Source organism: Bacillus sp. 103mf (assembly GCF_900116295.1).
Classification (GTDB): Bacteria; Bacillota; Bacilli; order Bacillales; family Bacillaceae_G; genus Bacillus_A; species Bacillus_A bruguierae.
The window spans coordinates 1-18,633 of record NZ_FPAF01000014.1 but is presented as its reverse complement, the minus strand read 5'-3'; the positions used below and the strand labels follow the sequence as shown (position 1 = coordinate 18,633).

The following is an 18,633-nucleotide window of genomic DNA, read 5'->3' as shown; positions in this document are numbered from 1 at the left end:
CATATTAATTTATTTTAATTTTTTGGCATATAAGTTGTTGCTATGCAGAATACAACATGATCGCTACTTGCTTTCTCCCTTTGTTTTAAACATCGCATGTGGCAGGAAAAGGCCCTGACCGCTTCTATGCATGGCCAGATGCTCTCGTCCCCCCCTAAAAAGAAAGGGGGGGTTATGTCGTTTTTTTAACTTATATATAGAAATCACCGCTATGCATATTTATGTCTTTTCATCTGCATTTATTTTTTAACAACAAAAAAGAACCGCTCTCAAGCAGTTCTTCTTTCACATTCTATATACCAACATAAATGATACACATTTGTGCTCCCACATATGTTGCCCAAACTAAAAGAGGATTATATTTTACATTCCGTCCACCAATATCAGTAATTCCAATAATAAAGTCAGAAATGACAAATAGAAAACCACCAAGCGCTGGAATCCACCATATATCTTGATTCAAATAAGCAAGCGCAAATGCAAAACACGCCATTCCACCAACCCAAAGTCCGTATACAAGTGCACCTATTGTAAATAATCGATCCTGCTTATGATTTCGAATAAAAAAGAACCAACCAATAATTAAAAACAAGCCGTATCCCGCTAAACCAATATACAAGCCATTCCACGAAATACCCGTTTCTAAAAAGGCCGTAACATATAAGCAATGCGCAATAGCAAATGTCACCATTCCACCAATGAGACGCTGTCCAAATGGAATTAAGCCGGCCATAAACAAGTCACCAATTGTTGATAAAATCATACCAATTGCAACCCACTGACGATAAGGTGTTGCCGGGTCCTGTATCCACATCCATATCGCAGCTCCAGTTAATGAGAAAGTGAGGAGTAAACGAATGAATAAGGGTAACGGTTCATTTTCCTTTGTTTGTTCTGATTGTCTTATTGCATAAATGGTCCCGAACAAAAATAAAACTACTTGTCCTATTAACAGTACGTACATTTCATTCATATCTTTCTCCTTGATGAATTAATATTTCTGTTATTCGATATAAAATCATCATTTTCCTTTCTTTTATCTATAATTTTTATAAAAAATTGTTCCAAACTTTATCACGCTATTCACGGACACTGATAGAAATTTCGCTTTTCATATGAAAAAGAGGCTCTCCATGAACCTCTTCACATTGCGCTACTTTTTGCATGCGATGCGTTTCTTTCACTACGTGTACGATTCACGATAATAATTCCGGTCGCTACACATGCCAATCCAAACAATACGAAAGAATGAATTGCTTCGCCTAAAATCAAGCTTGATAAGATGACGCCAAATACAGGAATGAAAAACATGTACATCGATACTTTTCCGACTTTGTTATATTTCATCACTGTATTCCAAATACAAAATCCCGCTGCTGATAAGAATGATAAGTATAGCAGCATAAGTAACGTTTGCATATGGAATGTAAATGGCATCAATCCAACTTGTAAAATTCCGATAAACAATAAGCCTAAAGAACCGATAATCATCTGATATGCGGTCATATAGCCTACATCCATCGTTTTACTTCCTTCTTTCGCCAAAATGTTACCGTATGAGTACAACATTGCCGCACTTAATAATAACAGTTCACCAATGCCAAAGTGAAAATCCATGTTTCCTTTTGGAATGTTTACAAGAATGACGCCACAAAAACCAATTGATACACCAACGATTTTTCTCATATTTAAAGAATCATCTTTATATAGAAAATGCGCTAACACAATTTGAAAAAATGACGATGTTCCAGAAATAACTGCTCCTTCAATCCCAGTACTATAGCTCAAGCCGATATAAAAACAAACATATTGTAAAAACGTTTGAAACAAACCAATTTGAACAAGTTGCTTCGTTGTTCCTTTTTGAAAAGATACATTTCTCCCTAACGCTTTAAAGAAGAATAACAGCATCATTCCTGCTAAGAAAAAACGGTAACCTGCAAATAAAATTTGCTCGCCTACTTCATGAGGCTGAATGTCTAACTGGACATAACTTAATTTAATAAATGGAAACGCACTGCCCCATAGAAAAGTTGCACTTAATGCTGCAACAAATACACCGAGCGGATGTGTAAAAAATCTTTCTGCCTTCACTAGATGTCTTCCTTTCCGTGCTTTTTATGAACAATATTCATATATAACAAAGCGAAGTCAAAAAAACAAGTATTTTCACTTCTACTTATAAACTTACCTTCTTCACTTCTCCCCCAATCTTGAGGTGGGTACTTACTCCCCACAAATAGCGGAATAAGTAAAAAACTTTCCGTATAAGGAAACATATGTTACAATTTAGAATAGTAATAATAAAGTAAATAACTACACAGAGTGTGTTTTCTAGGAAATGCTGCTATCCGAATGGATGGCAGCTTTCGTCGTTTTATAAGGCTTTCGATGATGATTCTTTTTCTCAATGAAAGGAGTGAAACGAGATGAATTCACAAGGAAAAATATTTTTAAAACAAAAGAACGTTTCAACTTAACAAAATGCTGCTATCTAGATGGATGGCAGCTTTCGCCAATTTATAAGGCTGTCGATGATGATTCTTTTTCTCAATAGAAAGGAGCAAAAAATCTATGAATTCTGAAGTAAAAACATTATCAAGGCAACAAGGAACTAAGGCTTCTTCACCTTGGCTTGCAACATTTCAAAAACATTATGAACTCATTTTTGCAATTACATCCGGAGTTTTTATTTTGATAGGTTGGTTACTAACAAAGAATGGCATTACAACAACTGCAACCATATTTTACGTATTAGCTTATATAATTGGGGGTTATGCAAAAGCAAAAGAAGGTATTGAAGACACAATTGCCGAAAAAGAGCTGAACGTTGAAATGCTCATGCTTTTTGCAGCTATCGGTTCAGCAATTATCGGCTACTGGACAGAAGGGGCAATATTAATTTTTATCTTTGCTTTAAGCGGAGCTATGGAAGCTTACACGATGAGCAAAAGTCAAAAGGAAATTTCAGCACTGCTCGACTTACAACCTGAGGAAGCATTGCGCATTTCTCGAGGAGGAGAAGAGCGTGTTTCAATCGAACAGCTGCAAATCGGTGACATCATTTTAATTAAACCAGGTGAACGCATTCCTGCTGACGGTATTATTCACACCGGTGAAACAAATATTGACGAAGCGGCCATTTCAGGTGAACCAATTCCAAGTGAAAAAAAATCTGGTGACGAGGTATTCGCAGGAACTGTTAACTTACGCGGTGCCATCGAAGTAAAAATTACAAAACATAGTGATCAAACATTGTTCCAAAAAATTATTCGTCTCGTACAAAACGCACAAAGCGAAAAATCTCCTTCACAGCTTTTCATTGAAAAGTTTGAAGGAACCTATGTCAAAGGTGTACTTCTTGTTGTATCACTCATGATGTTCGTTCCTCATTATGCTCTTGGTTGGAGCTGGAATGAAACATTTTACCGTGCGATGATTCTACTCGTTGTCGCTTCGCCTTGTGCACTTGTTGCAGCTATTACACCTGCTACGTTATCAGCAATTTCAAACGGTGCACGGCATGGCATCTTATTTAAAGGCGGTGTTCATTTAGAAAGATTGGCTTCATTAAAAGCGATTGCCTTTGATAAAACGGGTACATTAACACAAGGAAAACCAACAGTAACAGATGTATATACTCGTGATGGAATATCCGAAAAAGAATTACTACACATTACAGCATCCATTGAAAGTCATTCTACACACCCTCTAGCTGAATCAATTGTGAAATATGCAAAATGGGCACATGACATTACATTAACAAAACCAGAAAACGTAGAAGATGTAACTGGATTCGGATTAAAAGGAACGTTGCAAAATAAAGCGTACCAAATTGGAAAAGCTGATTTTATTGGAGAAGAAACCGGGTCATTCTATAACGGTATTTGGGCGCAATTAGAACAAGAAGGAAAAACGGTTGTATATGTAAGCGATGAAAAAGGTATTCTTGGTCTTATTGCTTTAAAAGATACATTGCGCCAAGAAACAATTGCTGCAATTCATGAGCTTCAAACTCTTGGCGTCAAAGCAATTATGATTACAGGTGATAATGAACAAACAGCAAAAGCAATCGCTGCTGAAAGTAATATTAAAGAGTATTACGCATCTTGCTTACCAGAAACAAAGGTAGAAACAATAAAACAATTGAAAGAGAAATACGGTACAGTAGCAATGGTTGGTGACGGAATTAATGATGCTCCTGCATTAGCAACAGCAAGTATTGGAGTTGCTATGGGAGAAGGAACTGATGTTGCTTTAGAAACGGCTGACGTTGTCTTAATGAAAAATGAACTTTCCCGCTTAGCACAAGCAATTCGCTTATCAAAACGAATGAATCGCATTGTAAAGCAAAATGTTATCTTTTCATTGACTGTCATCATGCTGCTTATTTGTTCAAACTTCCTACAATTTTTAGCACTTCCATTAGGTGTCATCGGTCATGAAGGAAGTACTATTCTCGTTATTTTAAATGGATTACGATTATTAAAAGCAAATAATTAAAAGGGTTCCGATATGGAACCCCTTTTTTTAATGATAACTATTATGTCCGTTTGCACTGCTGCTCGTTTTATGTTTTGGCTGCGAGCTGCTGCGTTGTTTACGTTGATTTTTATCATTTTTGCTATTGCCAGTTTTATTTTGACCCATGAATAATCCCCCCTATTCCCTCTTAGTATGGAACAGAAGATTATTTTTGATTACGGGAATTATTGTCACCCGTTCGATAACAATTTAAAATCGCATTAACTTCTCCACCAAGTAAAATCACCCATGCGGTTAAATAAAACCATAATATTAAAATAATAATACCGCCGAGACTACCGTATGTATTAGAATAATTTCCAAAGTTATCGACATAGTATGCAAATGAATACGATACCACAATCCAGCCAATTGTAGCAAATAATGCCCCGGTCACCACTTCTCTTCTCTTTACATGACGATTTGGAGCGAATTTATACAAAAAACAAAACAAACCAAATAATACGAGAAAACTTAGCAGTAATCGAATAATACTCCAAACAAATGAAAATTCCTCCGATAAACCTAAAACTTTAAAAATCGCTGCTCCAATTAATTGACCGAATACAGGTAGAATTAAAGCAAAGACAATCATAAAAATCATTGCCAATGTTAATACAATTGATAATGCCCTTGTTGTAATAAATGAACGTGTTTCATTAATATCGTAGGCACGGTTGAATGCCTTCATCACCGCATTGACACCATTGGATGCAAACCATAACATGGCAAGTAAACCAAATGATAATAATCCACCATTTTGCTTATTTACTATTGTATGTACATTTACTTCAATCAAACTCATTGCATCTTCAGGAACATAATCTTTTAAAAAGGCTAATACATCTTCCGTCTGAATCGGAATATATCCCAGAAGTGTTATTAAAAAAACGAGCGCTGGAAAAAGGGAAAGCAAGAAAAAATAAGCGAGCTGTGCTGCTAAGCCCGCCACATCATCTCGCAATGTTCGATCATATAAATCTTTTCCAAATGTGAAAACATGATGAGTTCTTGCTTTTTGTAAAAATGTTTTCATCTTTTTTAAACGCTTTTCTTTTCTTCTTTATTTTGTTTTAACTCGATAAACGCTTCTGATTTCTTCTCTTCTGCAATAAATTCCTTCATACCGCCATCTTCTGCGGCAATCAGCTCTTCTTCTGATTTTAACTCTTCAGTTGGCACGATTCCTTGAATTTCAATTGTTTCTGGTTGTTCTTTTACATTGTTCTTCCTCTTACTAAAAATATCTTTCGTTTCTTTTAAAGTTTCAACAACAGCGGGCGTTAACTTTTTAATTTCTGCTACTTTTGCTTTTACAACATTAAAGTCAGCAAGTTCACGACCTTTATCTGTAACTGTTTGCACTTTTTCTTTTAGCTTTGCATTTTCACCAATTTCAATCATTTTTGTTTTCGCTTTTCCTGCTGTATACTTCACCTTTTCACGATTTTCCTTCTTTAACATAGAAACTGCCACACCTGCTGCTACACCGATTGCAATATTTCGTACAAGATTTCCCTTCTTCGCCATATTCCTTCACCCTTTCATCTATTTTGTTAGAAAGTTATCTCACTCTAACGAACAATAAAATCTCAAAGGAAAACACTTGAGATCACTCTCCATAAGAGCTTAATTGGTGTAACTAATCATCACTAAAGGCCACCGATGAAAGTTTCACATTATACTTTCTGAACTAACATCCTTATATTCCCTGCTCATGTCGAATGAACGCTAACAATTTTGCACATCCTTCTGTTACAAGGTCATATACTTCTTGAAAGTTCCCTGTAAAGTATGGATCCGGAACATCTGTCCAGCCACCGTCTGGAACAAAATCGGATAGTCTGCCAATATAACCGCCTGCTTTACCTAAAGCCTTTAAATCGTCTAAATTTTTATTGTCCATTGCAATAATATAATCAAACTTTGTTAAGTCTTCTTTTTCTACTTGACGAGCTTTAATTCCTTCAAAGGACACTGCATTTTCCATTAAAATTTTTTGTGTGCCATGATGAGGCGGATGGCCAATATGCCAATCCCCAGTTCCAGCCGAATCAACAGTAATTACTGTTTCTAATTTTTCTTTTTTGACAAGCTCACGAAAAATTGCTTCTGCCATCGGAGAACGACAAATGTTTCCTAGACAAACAAATAAAACTCGAACCATATTTGTTTCTTCCCTTCACGATGCATTTGTTATATTTAGTATAAACAATCAACAATTACTTATAAAGAAAATAAGTACCAATTTAACAAAAGTCCAACAGAAGTCCCCTTCTTCAAACAACTCGTAGAAGTGTTTAGGAGGGGGCATTCACTATGATTGCAAACTTCCATTAACGAAAATGATAAAAAAATGTTAAGATAAGTCTATGCTATTTTAAAGGGGGACACTTCCGTGGATTTATCCGTAAAAACGCAAGAGAACGTTGAATATATGGTAGAAGCAATTAAAGAAAAATTACGTATGGTAAACGCTGGTGCAATGAGAGCTTCAAACTTCAATGAAGACATGTATGAAGACTTACGTGACATTTATGAACACGTTATGAAACGCGACACATTCAGCATTAGCGAAATGCAAGCTATTACAGAAGAATTAGGCACACTAATCAAGAAATAACAAAAAGCGGCTACCAAAAACTCGGTAATCACCAATCTTTTGGTAGCCGCCTCTTTTTATATCCAAATTAAAATAATTTGTAACTACTCAGTTACTTTATGAAAAAAAGGCAGAAAAGCATTTTTTTAAATGGGCGAGAGGGACTGGCGATGCATAGGAGCGGTCAGTGCCTTTTCCTGCCACGTGCAAAGTTTGAAAACAAAAGTAGACAATAGGTGCAGGCCCCTGCCCTTGTTTGCATGACAGCAGTCTATATACAAAAAAATGAATTTATAAGTAATAGAGAGACACATCTTCACTAGAATCATACCCTTTTCTAAATTTCTAAAAGGTATAGCTGAGTAGTTACAATAACTTTTATCATTCGATAAAACATATCCCTATCCCACGAGCATTTCCTTTCATTTCCAACAATTTTATGACAACTTCCCACTTTCATTCGCACACGTTCTAAATACTGTACAATAATAGTAATCCCCTCATCAAAGACTTCACATCAAATCCAAAATTTCCACACTACAATTGCTAACTGTTTTTCTACTGGAGGTGCTTTTATATGAGCAATTGGTACAGTAAGACAAAAACTCAGACATTGCGTGAACTAGAAACAAATGAACAACAAGGTTTAAGCGAAGAAATAGCGAAAGCCCGATTAAAAAAATATGGAAAAAATGAACTCGTAATGAAGAAAAAAAGAACTTTGGGTCAACGTATTTTTTCCCAAATAAATGATATTCTCGTCTATGTCCTTTTAATTGCCGCTCTTATTTCTGCCTTTGTAGGCGAATGGGCTGATGCTAGCATTATTGCTGTTGTTGTCGTTTTAAATGCTGTAATTGGTATCATTCAAGAATCAAAAGCAGAGCAGGCTCTAGAAGCTTTAAAAAAGATGGCGACTCCAAAAGCAATTGTAAAACGAGATAATGAATTAAAAGAAATTCCATCAGAAAATGTCGTTCCGGGAGATATTGTTCTACTTGATGCAGGTCGCTATATTCCATGCGACTTACGGCTCATCGAAGCAGCAAATTTAAAAATTGAAGAGTCTGCTTTAACGGGCGAATCCGTTCCTGTGGATAAAGATGCAGCGTATAATCCTTCCAAGAAAAATTGCAAAAAGGTACCACTAGGTGATCAAAAGAATATGGCTTTTATGTCAACGCTTGTTACCTATGGTCGCGGTGTCGGAGTAGCTACCCAAACAGGAATGCATTCACAAATAGGAAAAATCGCCACTCTCTTGCATCAAGCTGATGATGATACAACACCTCTTCAAAAAAGCCTAGCGCAAGTTGGAAAATATTTAGGCTTTGTCTCTGTAGCAATATGTATCATCATGTTCTTTATTGGTTTTTTCCAAGGCCGTGATACGTTAGAAATGTTTATGACCGCGATTAGTTTAGCAGTTGCCGCGATTCCAGAAGGCTTGCCAGCTATCGTCTCTATTGTTCTCGCAATCGGTGTACAGCGGATGATTAAACAAAATGTCATCATCCGTAAACTCCCAGCTGTCGAGGCACTTGGCTCTGTTACGATTATTTGTTCAGATAAGACAGGTACATTAACGCAAAATAAAATGACAGTTACCAACTTTTATAGTGACTGTACATATGATGCATTAGAAAATTTAAACGTAAATAATGATGTTCAGCGCCTATTATTAGAAAACATGGTTTTATGTAACGATGCATCTTATAATTCTGAATCACAAACTGGAGATCCAACAGAAATTGCACTTCTTGTTGCGGGAGCTGCCTTTGATCTTCAAAAAGATGTTTTAGAGAAGAAGCATAAACGCCTAAGTGAATTTCCTTTTGACTCCAATCGCAAAATGATGTCAACGCTGCATGAATACGAAGACAACTACTTTAGCATGACAAAAGGGGCAATCGATAAACTCTTACCTAGATGCAAACATATTTTTAAAAATGGCACTGTTCAGCCATTAACCCAAAATGATAAAAATGAAATAGTAGCAGCGGCACAAGCGATGTCAAAAAAAGCGTTACGAGTACTTTCATTCGCTTTCAAGCAATACAATACCGAGCATATTAACATGTATGAAGCAGAAGAAAATCTTATCTTCATTGGTCTTGTAGGAATGATTGATCCACCTCGCATAGAAGTGAAGGCAGCTATTAAAGAATGCAAGAAAGCTGGTATTCGCACAGTTATGATTACAGGAGATCATAAAGATACAGCCTTTGCCATTGCAAAAGAGCTTGGAATTGCTGAAAAAGAATCCGAAGTAATAATTGGAACACAATTAGACAATCTTTCAGATACACAGCTCACAAACGAAATTAATCATTTAAACGTCTTTGCTCGCGTTTCTCCTGAACATAAAGTAAAAATTGTAAAAGCGTTACGTGCAAAAGAAAATATCGTCTCTATGACTGGGGATGGGGTAAATGATGCCCCGTCTTTAAAACAAGCAGATGTTGGCGTAGCAATGGGGATTACCGGAACAGATGTGGCGAAAGGTGCAGCAGATATGGTGTTAACCGACGATAATTTCTCTTCTATTGTCAAAGCAGTCGAAGAAGGAAGAAACATTTACCATAACATTAAAAAGTCTATTCTTTTCTTGCTTTCTTGTAACTTCGGAGAAATCATTGCACTCTTTTTAGCTATTTTACTCGGCTGGGCTACACCCCTTCGTCCTATTCATATTTTGTGGGTGAATTTAATTACAGATACACTTCCAGCATTATCACTCGGGGTTGATCCAGAAGATCCGGACGTTATGAAGGAAAAGCCGCGCCGTGTAAAAGAAAGCTTATTTAGCGGCAGTGTACCATTTCTCATTCTAAACGGGATTATCATTGGGCTCATCACGTTAATCGCCTTTATTGTTGGGGCAAAATTATATACAGGGGATACGGATCTTTTTCCTCTCTTTCCGGATCAAATTGGAGAAGATGCTTTATTACATGCGCAAACAATGGCTTTTGTCACACTAAGTTTTTCACAGCTCGTTCACTCTTTTAATTTGCGATCACGTACAAAATCAATCTTCTCTATCGGGATATTTACAAATAAATACTTAGTTTTCTCTCTTCTGATCGGCGTATGTATACAAGTATGTATTATCTCGATTCAACCTCTTTCCAGCATATTTGGTGTACATGCTTTAACAATAAACGATTGGGGCTTTGTTTTATTATTAAGTATCGTCCCGCTGCTAATAAATGAAGTAATAAAAATATTGAAAAGGCAGTGAGGAATTCCTCACTGCCTTTTCTATCCTTATCCTTGCATTTCCTTCTTAATTCTATCCGTTAATTCTGCCATACGCTTACGGCTTTCTTCACGCTCACGTTTATTTTGTTCTTCAATTTGTTGTGTTTCTTGAACACCTTTCGAAATAATATTCCAAGTCTCTTCAAGTGTTTCCATCTTAATACTTGAAGAACCCGCTAATTTCGCTACTTCTACACTTTGCGTTGCGATATTTTGTGCATTTCTCTTCAACAGTTCATTTGTGCGGCGGTCAAGTTCTGCCATTGAATCTGCAACAAGCTTTTGACGTTTTGCATTTACAGCTTGAATGATGCCATTTTTAAAAATAGGAATTGTCGTAATAAACGCTGTATTAATTTTCCCGATTAACTTGTTATTACCACGTTGAATCATGCGAATTTGCGGTGCTGTTAATAGCGCAACCATACGCGCTTTTTCTAAATCATCAATGCGCTGCTCTAAAATCTCTACAGAGTTCTTTAATGATTCCAGCTCGATTCCTGCAAGTTGATCATTGTTACGAACGCGCTCTTCATACATTGGAACTAATTCTGTTTGCAGACGCTCAAGTAACATTTCACCCGCAACAACATATTTCTCTAAATCTAAATAGTATTTTAAGTTTTGCTCATACAAGCCATCTAACGTACCAATTGAGCGCTTCATTTCATCTTGATATTTCGTGATTTCCACGTATACTTTATCCATTTCGCGTCCCATCGTTTGATACTTATTGAAGATTTGTTCAATCATTTGATTTCCTTTTTTAAATAAACGAGAGAAAAAACCGCTTTTTTCTTCAACGAAATCTTTACTATCAAACTTGTCCATAATTTTCCCAAGCTGTTTTAATAGCTCACCCGAATCTTCTACCTTAGATAATGTCATCGTATGCAAAATTTGATCTGCAAACCTTGAAATTTCTACAGATGGCTCTTTTCCTAGCTCAATTAGTTCCAATTGATCTTTTATATCTACACCATTATAAATGCGCTGCACTTCAGGATCTTGTCTTAATTGCAGGCGAAGATTTTGTGATGTTTGTTCATTCAATTCTGTTGTTGGCTCTAATACAATCGGATTCATATATGTATCTTCCTTTCTTTATAAAAATGGCCGGAATAGCCCTTTTAAAGTATTTGATAAATTTTTATAAGACGCAACGCCGTGAAACTCCACATCAAAGCTTACTTCTTCTAACCAATGGGAATCAAATGCGCCTGCTTCAATGTACTGCTCGATATCATTACGTCCTGTCGGATTAAAATGGAAAACATCAATACCAATTTGATTTAAAAAGAGCATTAATACCGCATCAGAACGCGTAAGTTCTCCACTTTTCTCATTGTTAAATATGACTATTTTCGGCACTTCTTGCGAATAATCAAATTTCTCAAGCTGCTCAAGTATGTTCGGTGGAATTTGTGAAAGCTGCGCAAACACATATAAAGCAATGTCTTGCTCTGTTTCATTCCCTATTTTTTTGCAAAGCCCGCTTTCACATGTATGAATCATTGCCTCTGCAATGCCATATTGCAAGCCTTCTGGTAAGCGCTTATGCGGCCACCAATGGCTTTGAATGATGTTCTGGGCATCAAGTTTTCCTGAACGGTTTAAAGCATCACGATAATGAAATTGAAAATTCGCTTTCTGTTCCTTTGTAAATGGAAATTGATTGATTAATAGACTATTTTCATATGATGTTAACGTTTTTAATCTTTGAAAATATTCTTTCTCATTTTTAGAGACACCGGACACTTTTGCAAATAACGACGGAATATAAATATGTTGATTTTCTACAAAGAATGTTGGTCTTATAAATGCTTTTTCTTTCGTAATGATAAACAGTTCATCATAGGTTGTCTTTAACGTCCGGGCAACTGGCGTATACGCCCTAAATTGCCACGGTTTATACAAGAGCGAATTATCATGATGAAGCACCTGCTCAATCTCTTTTGAGGCTTGATAAGCAACCGTTGCAACGCGCTCTCTCTTTTTATCTGGAAATGATTCTAATGCAATTCGGCCTGGATGCGAAATCACAAATGTTCGATTTTCTTCATCGATTGTTTCAAAACCATCTTTTCCTTCTGGATGATAATACAATACGTCACATCCGAGCATAATAAGGAAGTATAAAAAGTAAATTCGACTTTCCGATGCATCACCGTACCAGATAATTTGCGGCATTTGTACTTTATAATCCTTTTGTGAAAACCATTTTGAAACGTAATTTTCACTTAACTTAATCATATCAATTAAAAAACGGCGAAAACCTTCTGTTTTTAATGATTGATTATGTTGTTTTTCGTACAGCTTTAAAATTGAAATGAAAGTTGTATGTATGTAGTGTTGTATATCGGGATGATCTACTTCGGGCAATAAACGCTTTCCCGATAAATGAGCAACGAGACGATTTACAGTTAAACCGTTTGCTGCCTGTTGGTGCAGTGAAAAAACTTCTTGAATATCACGAAGCTTCTCTGAAGGAATGACTTTATTTAAATTTTGTTCATGAAGTACAGTGATCTTCTCATTTTGACTATACTCAAATAATTGATTATAGTACTCATCCGTATCATTTGGCACTCCAAGAATGCGACATCCTATGTAGCTAAAATGCAAATCATTCTCTGTCACTTCATAATGCGGCCGCTTTGCTAAACCGACTTCAAACTGTTTTAATGCTTCTTCCCCGCCGAGTAGCTGTGGGTGAAATGTAAAACGTGAAAACATACTTGTTCACCTCCAAACGAAACGTTTATAAAAAATGGGCGCCCGTATGACGAGCAAACCCATTTAGTCTATTAATCTTCTTTCTTAGTAGCTGCCACCTCTTCACGAGTTTGGCGAGATGTTTTCATATAATGTAAAATAAATGTCGCACCAAATGCAATAACTAAAATTATAAAGAATAACCAATGCGGCATTTCAATATGAAATACAGAAAGTAACATTTTCCCAGCAATAATTGCAATTAATATATATGCTGTCGTTTCTAGTTCTGGAATACGCTCTAGTAATCGTAAAAATACGCCGGCAATACCACGCATCATTAAAATTCCAAGCATTCCGCCAAGAAGTAAAATCCATACTTCATTTGAAACACCAAATGCCGCAAGAACGCTATCCACAGAGAACGCAATGTCCATTAACTCAACCATTACTACTGTTCCCCAGAACATGCCAAACATTCTAAATAGAATGCTGTCTTGCTTCATACCGTGACCTTCTTCATCTTCTTCATTTCCTTTAGATTTATCAATGAAGTGTTTCACAGAAAGCCATGCAAGATAAAGAGCACCAAGTACTTTTACCCACGCTAATTTAATTAAGTACATACCAATTCCGATGGCAATAAAACGAAATGCATACGCACCAATAAGTCCATAAAATAAAGCTTTTTTACGCTTTTCTTCTGGAAGATGTTTTACCATAACGGCTAGTACAAGCGCGTTATCAGCAGATAGCAAGCCTTCCAAAATAACAAGCGTACCAATTAATCCCCAAGATACTGGATCTTGTAATACTTTTACCCACATATCTAAATCAAAGAATTGGGCATACGTATCAAGAATTCCGTGTAAAATCTCCATACAGTTCTTGACTCCTATTCTGTTTTTAAATTTCTAAAAAGAGGAAAAGAAGGAAACGAAAGTCGCTTCCTTCTTATGCATCCAAGCCATACGCTCTTACAAGCGCACCTAGTCCACCTTGGAAGCCACTTCCGACAGCATTAAACTTCCACTGTCCATTATGACGGTATAATTCACAAAAGACAACCGCTGTTTCAATGGAGAAATCTTCCCCTAAATCATAGCGAAGCACTTCTTCATTTGTTTCTTCATTCGCTAAACGAACAAATGCGTTAGCAACTTGGCCAAAGTTTTGGCGGCGGCCCTCAGCATCATAAATGGTAACTGTAATCGCAATACGGTGTACATCAGCTGGGACTTTGCTTAGATCAACAACTAATTGTTCATCGTCACCTGCACCTTCTCCAGTTCGGTTATCACCTGTATGTGTAACAGAACCACAAGGAGATTGTAAATTGTTATAAAAGATAAAATCTGTTTCTTTCGTACATTTACCTTCTTGATTTAATAAAAAAGCAGATGCGTCTAAATCATAATCAGATCCGCCGTCATATTGTTTAATATCCCATCCAAGACCAATAATCGCTTTCGTAAGGCCTGGGCTTGTCTTACCTAAATCAATTTTTTGTCCTTTTTGTAACTGAATGACCATAGGGATTCACCTCTATTTACATAGATTATTTACTCTACATCTAAACCAAAGTTTTTACATAAAGCTGCCAATCCACCTTGGAATCCGCTTCCAATTGCATTAAACTTCCAATCATTGTTATGACGGTATAATTCACCGACTACAACTGCTGTTTCAATCGAGAAGTCTTCACCTAAGTCATAGCGAATTAGCTCTGTGTTCTTCTCTTCATCTAAAATGCGAACAAAGGAATTAGATACTTGTCCAAAGTTTTGACGACGACCTTCTCCATCATAAATTGTAATCGTGAAACAAATGCGTTCGATATGCGCAGGAACATTTTTTAAATCAACCTTGATTGTTTCATCGTCCCCTGCGCCTTCTCCTGTACGATTATCACCTAAATGCTGTACAGAACCATTTGCTCCAGTTGGATTGTTATAGAAAATGAAATCTTCCCCTCCGCCAACTTTACCATTGGCCCCAACTAAGAAAATACTTACATCTAAATCAAAATCAGCCTGTCCATCATATTTATTTGTATCCCAGCCAAGACCAACAATTACTTTTGAAAGACCTGGATTTGTTTTCGTTAAATCTACTTTTTGTCCTTTTTGTAATGAAATAACTGCCATATATAGCGCCTCCTTAAAAATTATTGATAACGCGTAACGATTTCACTTAAATTTTTATCTTGCGTTCCTTCTCCGACTGCCGAGAACTTCCATTCATTGTTATGACGGTACATTTCACCAGCAATTAAAGTTGTCTTTCCACCGTAGTTATCCGTTAAGTTATAACGTACTAACTCTTCGCGTGTTTGCGGATTTTGAATACGAATATACGCATTGTGAATCATTCCAAAGTCTTGGCGACGGTTCACGCAATCATAAATATTTACAACAAAAATTAGGCGGTTCACTCTAGATGGAACTTTTTGTAATTCAACAAAAATAGTTTCATCATCGCCTCCACCTTCACCTGTTAAATTATCACCCGAATGAGTAACACTTCCACAAGAAGATAATTTATTTCCAAAATAAATTAAATCATGTTTATGTAAAAATCGATCATTCTCAAGCATGATCACAGATGCATCACAGTCAATATTTGGCTTACTTCCAAACAGTGAAGATAATAATCCACCCGATTTTCCAATTGGATCCCATCCTAGGCCAACTTGTAATTTTGTTAACCCTGGTTGTCCTTTTGTTAAGTCGATCTTCTGTCCTTTTTCTAAAATAATAGGCATGAAGTCTCTTCCTTTCTACAAACCATTTTTCAGCTAGGAAAATATTGTATTCTTCCTTTATATTGTAGCATTTTTCATAGATTGAAAAAAAGAATAATTTTTTGATTATATGAAAACATCTATTTTATTTCTCTGCACCAATGTAAGAAGTAAACAATTCCAAAATTATCCCCTCCTAAAAACCTCATTCTTTTTAGGAGGGAATGAAAACATCTGGCCGCGTATAAAAACGGTTAGGGCCTTTTACGTGTCCACTAATATATCGGCGTTTTTCGCAATATATCGGCGGAAATGGTGAATTTATCGACGCTATTTGTAATATATCGGCGATTCGACACAATATAAAGACCCTTCGACGATATTTGACATATAAATCGTTCATGTGCTGGAACTAGGTCCTTCACTTACGCCAAATGATTAAGAATTCATTTCAATTGACCGATTTCCCTGTAATATCAACATTACGAATCTAGCTATTTTTTAATATGAGGATATAAGTTTTACAGAGTTTACTTTCGCATACACACTATTATACGCTGTGTTATCAGAAACTAGCTCATAGTATGTTCCACTTGAAGTTTGAATCGTATTCTTAATTGCAACTGTAATATTACGAGGTGCTACACTTGCTTGCGCGCCGCCTACACTTTTAAATAACACAGATCCTGCTTGCAGCATACCTAGCTGATATTTATTCAAATCTTTTCCGCCGTTCATGGCATCAAGTCTATTCATAAGAGAAGCAATTTGTTGTCCCCAATTCTCATCACTTGCATACATGACGTTCATACCTTGTGATTTATCTCCCAAATTCCCGCCATTATATGTCCAGCCATTTGGATTTAAATAGTTTTGATCGATATACGAAGCACAGAAGTTAATGCCTTCTTCCCATGTTTGAAATGCCGTTGCACCGTTATAAGGATCAGAATCTACCGCGCTAAAACCAAATAAATTTTTCTTATCCTGTGCAATACGACTTTTTCCCCAACCGGATTCCAAAATGGCATGAGATAATAAGTACCCTGCATTTAAATTATATTTTTGTGCTGCATTAACAAAATATTCTCCAGTTCCAATCAACGGGCTGTCTGCACTATATTTCATTAAAAAATTATCAATGTCTTTCGCTGTATAAGTAGATGTAACGCGAATCGGCACATATTCAAAATATTGATAACTATCTTGTCCACCGATTTGCGTTTTATCAAATGCCTCATAGCGACTACCTTCTTGTAAATGCTTCGGTGCATTGCCGATTTTATATGTCGTATACTCATCATTAGAATGATCATATACATAATGATAAAGACTTCCACTTTTTACTGTATAATATGACGTTGATTTATGAAGCATATTTGGAAATAAAGTAACATCATCTATATTGACATATCCTGTCGTACCATAAATTTTCACATGTACACGATCTCCATCCACTTTTACGAACTTTAGGTCAGCTCCCTCTCGTACATATGTTAACTTTTTACCAGTTGTAATATCATAAATATTAATCACACCATTTGCTCGTACAAAACCTTGTTTCATATCCACAACTTTACCATCGCTGACAATATAACCGTCTTCTTGCCTTGTTTGCAGCTCTTTTTCTGCTTCCACGCCATTCGATTTTTGAACTTTTCCTGTTTCTGTGACCACTTCATAAGAAGATGCTTGTTTTAGCTTTAAGAACTGTAAAGAAACATAACCTTCTACGCCGTTTACTCGAACTTTCGCCCAACCATTTTCCTTGCCTAGTACTGAAACTGACTCACCATTTTTCAAGCGCGCTACGATTGAAGTATTTGTTGAAGGACCTTGACGTACATTTAATAAAGATGTATTTACAATCCCTCTTTCTTCTGTTATTTGTCCATTATTTCCATTACTAGCATTTGAACTTTTACGAATTTGTACAAATTCTAGCGAAACATAGCCTTCTTTTCCTTTGTACATCATCTTCGCCCAGCCGTTTGCTGTTCCTAGTACCGTTATTTTCTCGCCTTGTTTTAAATCCCCGAGAATTTCACTGCTTTTGTTTGCTTCGCTTCTTACCCACAGACTTGCTGCTGTTACTATTCCTGTCTCTTGTGTACCTGTCACAATATTTTCCGCTGGCTTCTCTGCTGCTTTTCCTTCTAACTTCACAAACTTTAGCGAAACATACCCTTCTTTTCCTTTGTAGATAATCTTCGCCCAGCCGTTTGCTGTTCCTAGTACCGTTATTTTCTCGCCGTGGTTTAAATTCCCCAGAATTTCACTGCTTTTGTTTGCTTCGCTTCTTACCCACAGACTTACTGCTGTTACTGTTCCTGTCTCTTGTGTACCTGTCACAATATTTTCCGCTGGCTTCTCTGCTGCCTTATCTTCTAACTTCACAAACTTTAGCGAAACATAACCTTCTTTTCCTTTGTATGTAATCTTCGCCCAGCCGTTTGTTTTTCCTAGTACCGTTATTTTCTCGCCTTGTTTTAAATCCCCGAGAATTTCACTGCTTTTGTTTGCTTCGCTTCTTACCCACAGACTTGCTGCTGTTACTATTCCTGTCTCTTGTGTACCTGTCACAATATTTTCCGCTGGCTTCTCTGCTGCCTTATCTTCTAACTTCACAAACTTTAGCGAAACATAACCTTCTTTTCCTTTGTATGTAATCTTCGCCCAGCCGTTTGTTTTTCCTAGTACCGTTATTTTCTCGCCTTGTTTTAAATCCCCGAGAATTTCACTGCTTTTGTTTGCTTCGCTTCTTACCCACAGACTTGCTGCTGTT

Annotated in this window: 15 protein-coding genes; 3 read left to right on the top strand and 12 right to left on the bottom strand. The window is 36.6% G+C overall.

Annotated elements, in window-relative coordinates:
* Positions 1 to 292 precede the first annotated feature (292 nt).
* Positions 293 to 973: a lysoplasmalogenase gene (locus tag BM350_RS21155; protein WP_090916872.1), complete on the bottom strand. Its 681-nt coding sequence runs from the start codon at positions 971 to 973 to the stop codon at positions 293 to 295.
* A gap of 170 nt (positions 974 to 1,143) precedes the next feature.
* Complete coding sequence (locus tag BM350_RS21150; RefSeq protein WP_090916870.1) at positions 1,144 to 2,094, bottom strand: DMT family transporter; 951 nt, start codon at positions 2,092 to 2,094, stop codon at positions 1,144 to 1,146.
* Positions 2,095 to 2,574: 480 nt separating this feature from the next.
* Here BM350_RS21150 and BM350_RS21145 point away from each other — a divergent pair, with 480 nt between their 5' ends.
* On the top strand, positions 2,575 to 4,503 hold the full coding sequence (locus BM350_RS21145; protein WP_090916868.1) for a heavy metal translocating P-type ATPase: 1,929 nt from the start codon (positions 2,575 to 2,577) through the stop codon (positions 4,501 to 4,503).
* Between the two features lie 187 nt (positions 4,504 to 4,690).
* On the opposite strand, the gene BM350_RS21140 is transcribed toward BM350_RS21145, so the two are convergent.
* The 3 genes from BM350_RS21140 to BM350_RS21130 all read right to left on the bottom strand — a co-directional run bounded on the left by BM350_RS21140 (position 4,691) and on the right by BM350_RS21130 (position 6,691).
* Entirely contained in the window at positions 4,691 to 5,560 is an 870-nt protein-coding gene (locus BM350_RS21140) for a YihY/virulence factor BrkB family protein (protein WP_090916866.1), read from the bottom strand.
* A gap of 5 nt (positions 5,561 to 5,565) precedes the next feature.
* Complete coding sequence (locus BM350_RS21135; protein ID WP_090916864.1) at positions 5,566 to 6,054, bottom strand: DUF4075 domain-containing protein; 489 nt, start codon at positions 6,052 to 6,054, stop codon at positions 5,566 to 5,568.
* Positions 6,055 to 6,226: 172 nt separating this feature from the next.
* A complete protein-coding gene (locus tag BM350_RS21130) occupies positions 6,227 to 6,691 on the bottom strand; it encodes a low molecular weight protein-tyrosine-phosphatase (RefSeq protein WP_090916862.1) in 465 nt (154 codons plus the stop codon).
* A gap of 231 nt (positions 6,692 to 6,922) precedes the next feature.
* On the opposite strand from BM350_RS21130, the gene BM350_RS21125 reads away from it, so the two are divergent.
* On the top strand, positions 6,923 to 7,147 hold the full coding sequence (locus BM350_RS21125; protein ID WP_020061147.1) for a DUF1128 domain-containing protein: 225 nt from the start codon (positions 6,923 to 6,925) through the stop codon (positions 7,145 to 7,147).
* 556 nt (positions 7,148 to 7,703) lie between these two features.
* Positions 7,704 to 10,370 (top strand): cation-translocating P-type ATPase, encoded by a 2,667-nt coding sequence (locus BM350_RS21120; RefSeq protein ID WP_090916860.1) that lies wholly within the window; start codon positions 7,704 to 7,706, stop codon positions 10,368 to 10,370.
* 26 nt (positions 10,371 to 10,396) lie between these two features.
* Here BM350_RS21120 and BM350_RS21115 read toward each other — a convergent pair whose 3' ends face one another.
* The 7 genes from BM350_RS21115 to BM350_RS21085 form a co-directional block, all read right to left on the bottom strand.
* Positions 10,397 to 11,476, bottom strand: a complete 1,080-nt coding sequence (locus BM350_RS21115) for a toxic anion resistance protein (RefSeq protein WP_090916858.1) — start codon at positions 11,474 to 11,476, stop codon at positions 10,397 to 10,399.
* Positions 11,477 to 11,494: 18 nt separating this feature from the next.
* Positions 11,495 to 13,126 (bottom strand): YceG family protein, encoded by a 1,632-nt coding sequence (locus BM350_RS21110; protein ID WP_090916856.1) that lies wholly within the window; start codon positions 13,124 to 13,126, stop codon positions 11,495 to 11,497.
* A 71-nt stretch (positions 13,127 to 13,197) separates the two neighbouring features.
* Complete coding sequence (locus BM350_RS21105) at positions 13,198 to 13,986, bottom strand: TerC family protein (RefSeq protein WP_090916854.1); 789 nt, start codon at positions 13,984 to 13,986, stop codon at positions 13,198 to 13,200.
* Positions 13,987 to 14,059: 73 nt separating this feature from the next.
* Positions 14,060 to 14,638: a TerD family protein gene (locus BM350_RS21100; RefSeq protein ID WP_090916852.1), complete on the bottom strand. Its 579-nt coding sequence runs from the start codon at positions 14,636 to 14,638 to the stop codon at positions 14,060 to 14,062.
* Between the two features lie 29 nt (positions 14,639 to 14,667).
* On the bottom strand, positions 14,668 to 15,252 hold the full coding sequence (locus BM350_RS21095; protein ID WP_090916850.1) for a TerD family protein: 585 nt from the start codon (positions 15,250 to 15,252) through the stop codon (positions 14,668 to 14,670).
* A gap of 20 nt (positions 15,253 to 15,272) precedes the next feature.
* Entirely contained in the window at positions 15,273 to 15,869 is a 597-nt protein-coding gene (locus BM350_RS21090; protein ID WP_090916849.1) for a TerD family protein, read from the bottom strand.
* A gap of 480 nt (positions 15,870 to 16,349) precedes the next feature.
* Positions 16,350 to 18,633, bottom strand: a 2,284-nt coding sequence (locus tag BM350_RS21085) for an SH3 domain-containing protein (protein WP_139232931.1), incomplete at its 5' end; no start/stop codon positions are given.

Excerpts from the sequence above, each read along its gene's own strand:
- BM350_RS21155 (WP_090916872.1), bottom strand. The coding sequence starts at position 973 with ATGAATGAAATGTACGTACTGTTAATAGGACAAGTAGTTTTATTTTTG.
- BM350_RS21105 (WP_090916854.1), bottom strand. The coding sequence starts at position 13,986 with ATGGAGATTTTACACGGAATTCTTGATACGTATGCCCAATTCTTTGAT.
- BM350_RS21130 (WP_090916862.1), bottom strand. The coding sequence starts at position 6,691 with ATGGTTCGAGTTTTATTTGTTTGTCTAGGAAACATTTGTCGTTCTCCG.
- BM350_RS21100 (WP_090916852.1), bottom strand. The coding sequence starts at position 14,638 with ATGGTCATTCAGTTACAAAAAGGACAAAAAATTGATTTAGGTAAGACA.
- BM350_RS21110 (WP_090916856.1), bottom strand. The coding sequence starts at position 13,126 with ATGTTTTCACGTTTTACATTTCACCCACAGCTACTCGGCGGGGAAGAA.
- BM350_RS21135 (WP_090916864.1), bottom strand. The coding sequence starts at position 6,054 with ATGGCGAAGAAGGGAAATCTTGTACGAAATATTGCAATCGGTGTAGCA.
- BM350_RS21140 (WP_090916866.1), bottom strand. The coding sequence starts at position 5,560 with ATGAAAACATTTTTACAAAAAGCAAGAACTCATCATGTTTTCACATTT.
- BM350_RS21145 (WP_090916868.1), top strand. The coding sequence starts at position 2,575 with ATGAATTCTGAAGTAAAAACATTATCAAGGCAACAAGGAACTAAGGCT.
- BM350_RS21115 (WP_090916858.1), bottom strand. The coding sequence starts at position 11,476 with ATGAATCCGATTGTATTAGAGCCAACAACAGAATTGAATGAACAAACA.
- BM350_RS21120 (WP_090916860.1), top strand. The coding sequence starts at position 7,704 with ATGAGCAATTGGTACAGTAAGACAAAAACTCAGACATTGCGTGAACTA.
- BM350_RS21090 (WP_090916849.1), bottom strand. The coding sequence starts at position 15,869 with ATGCCTATTATTTTAGAAAAAGGACAGAAGATCGACTTAACAAAAGGA.
- BM350_RS21095 (WP_090916850.1), bottom strand. The coding sequence starts at position 15,252 with ATGGCAGTTATTTCATTACAAAAAGGACAAAAAGTAGATTTAACGAAA.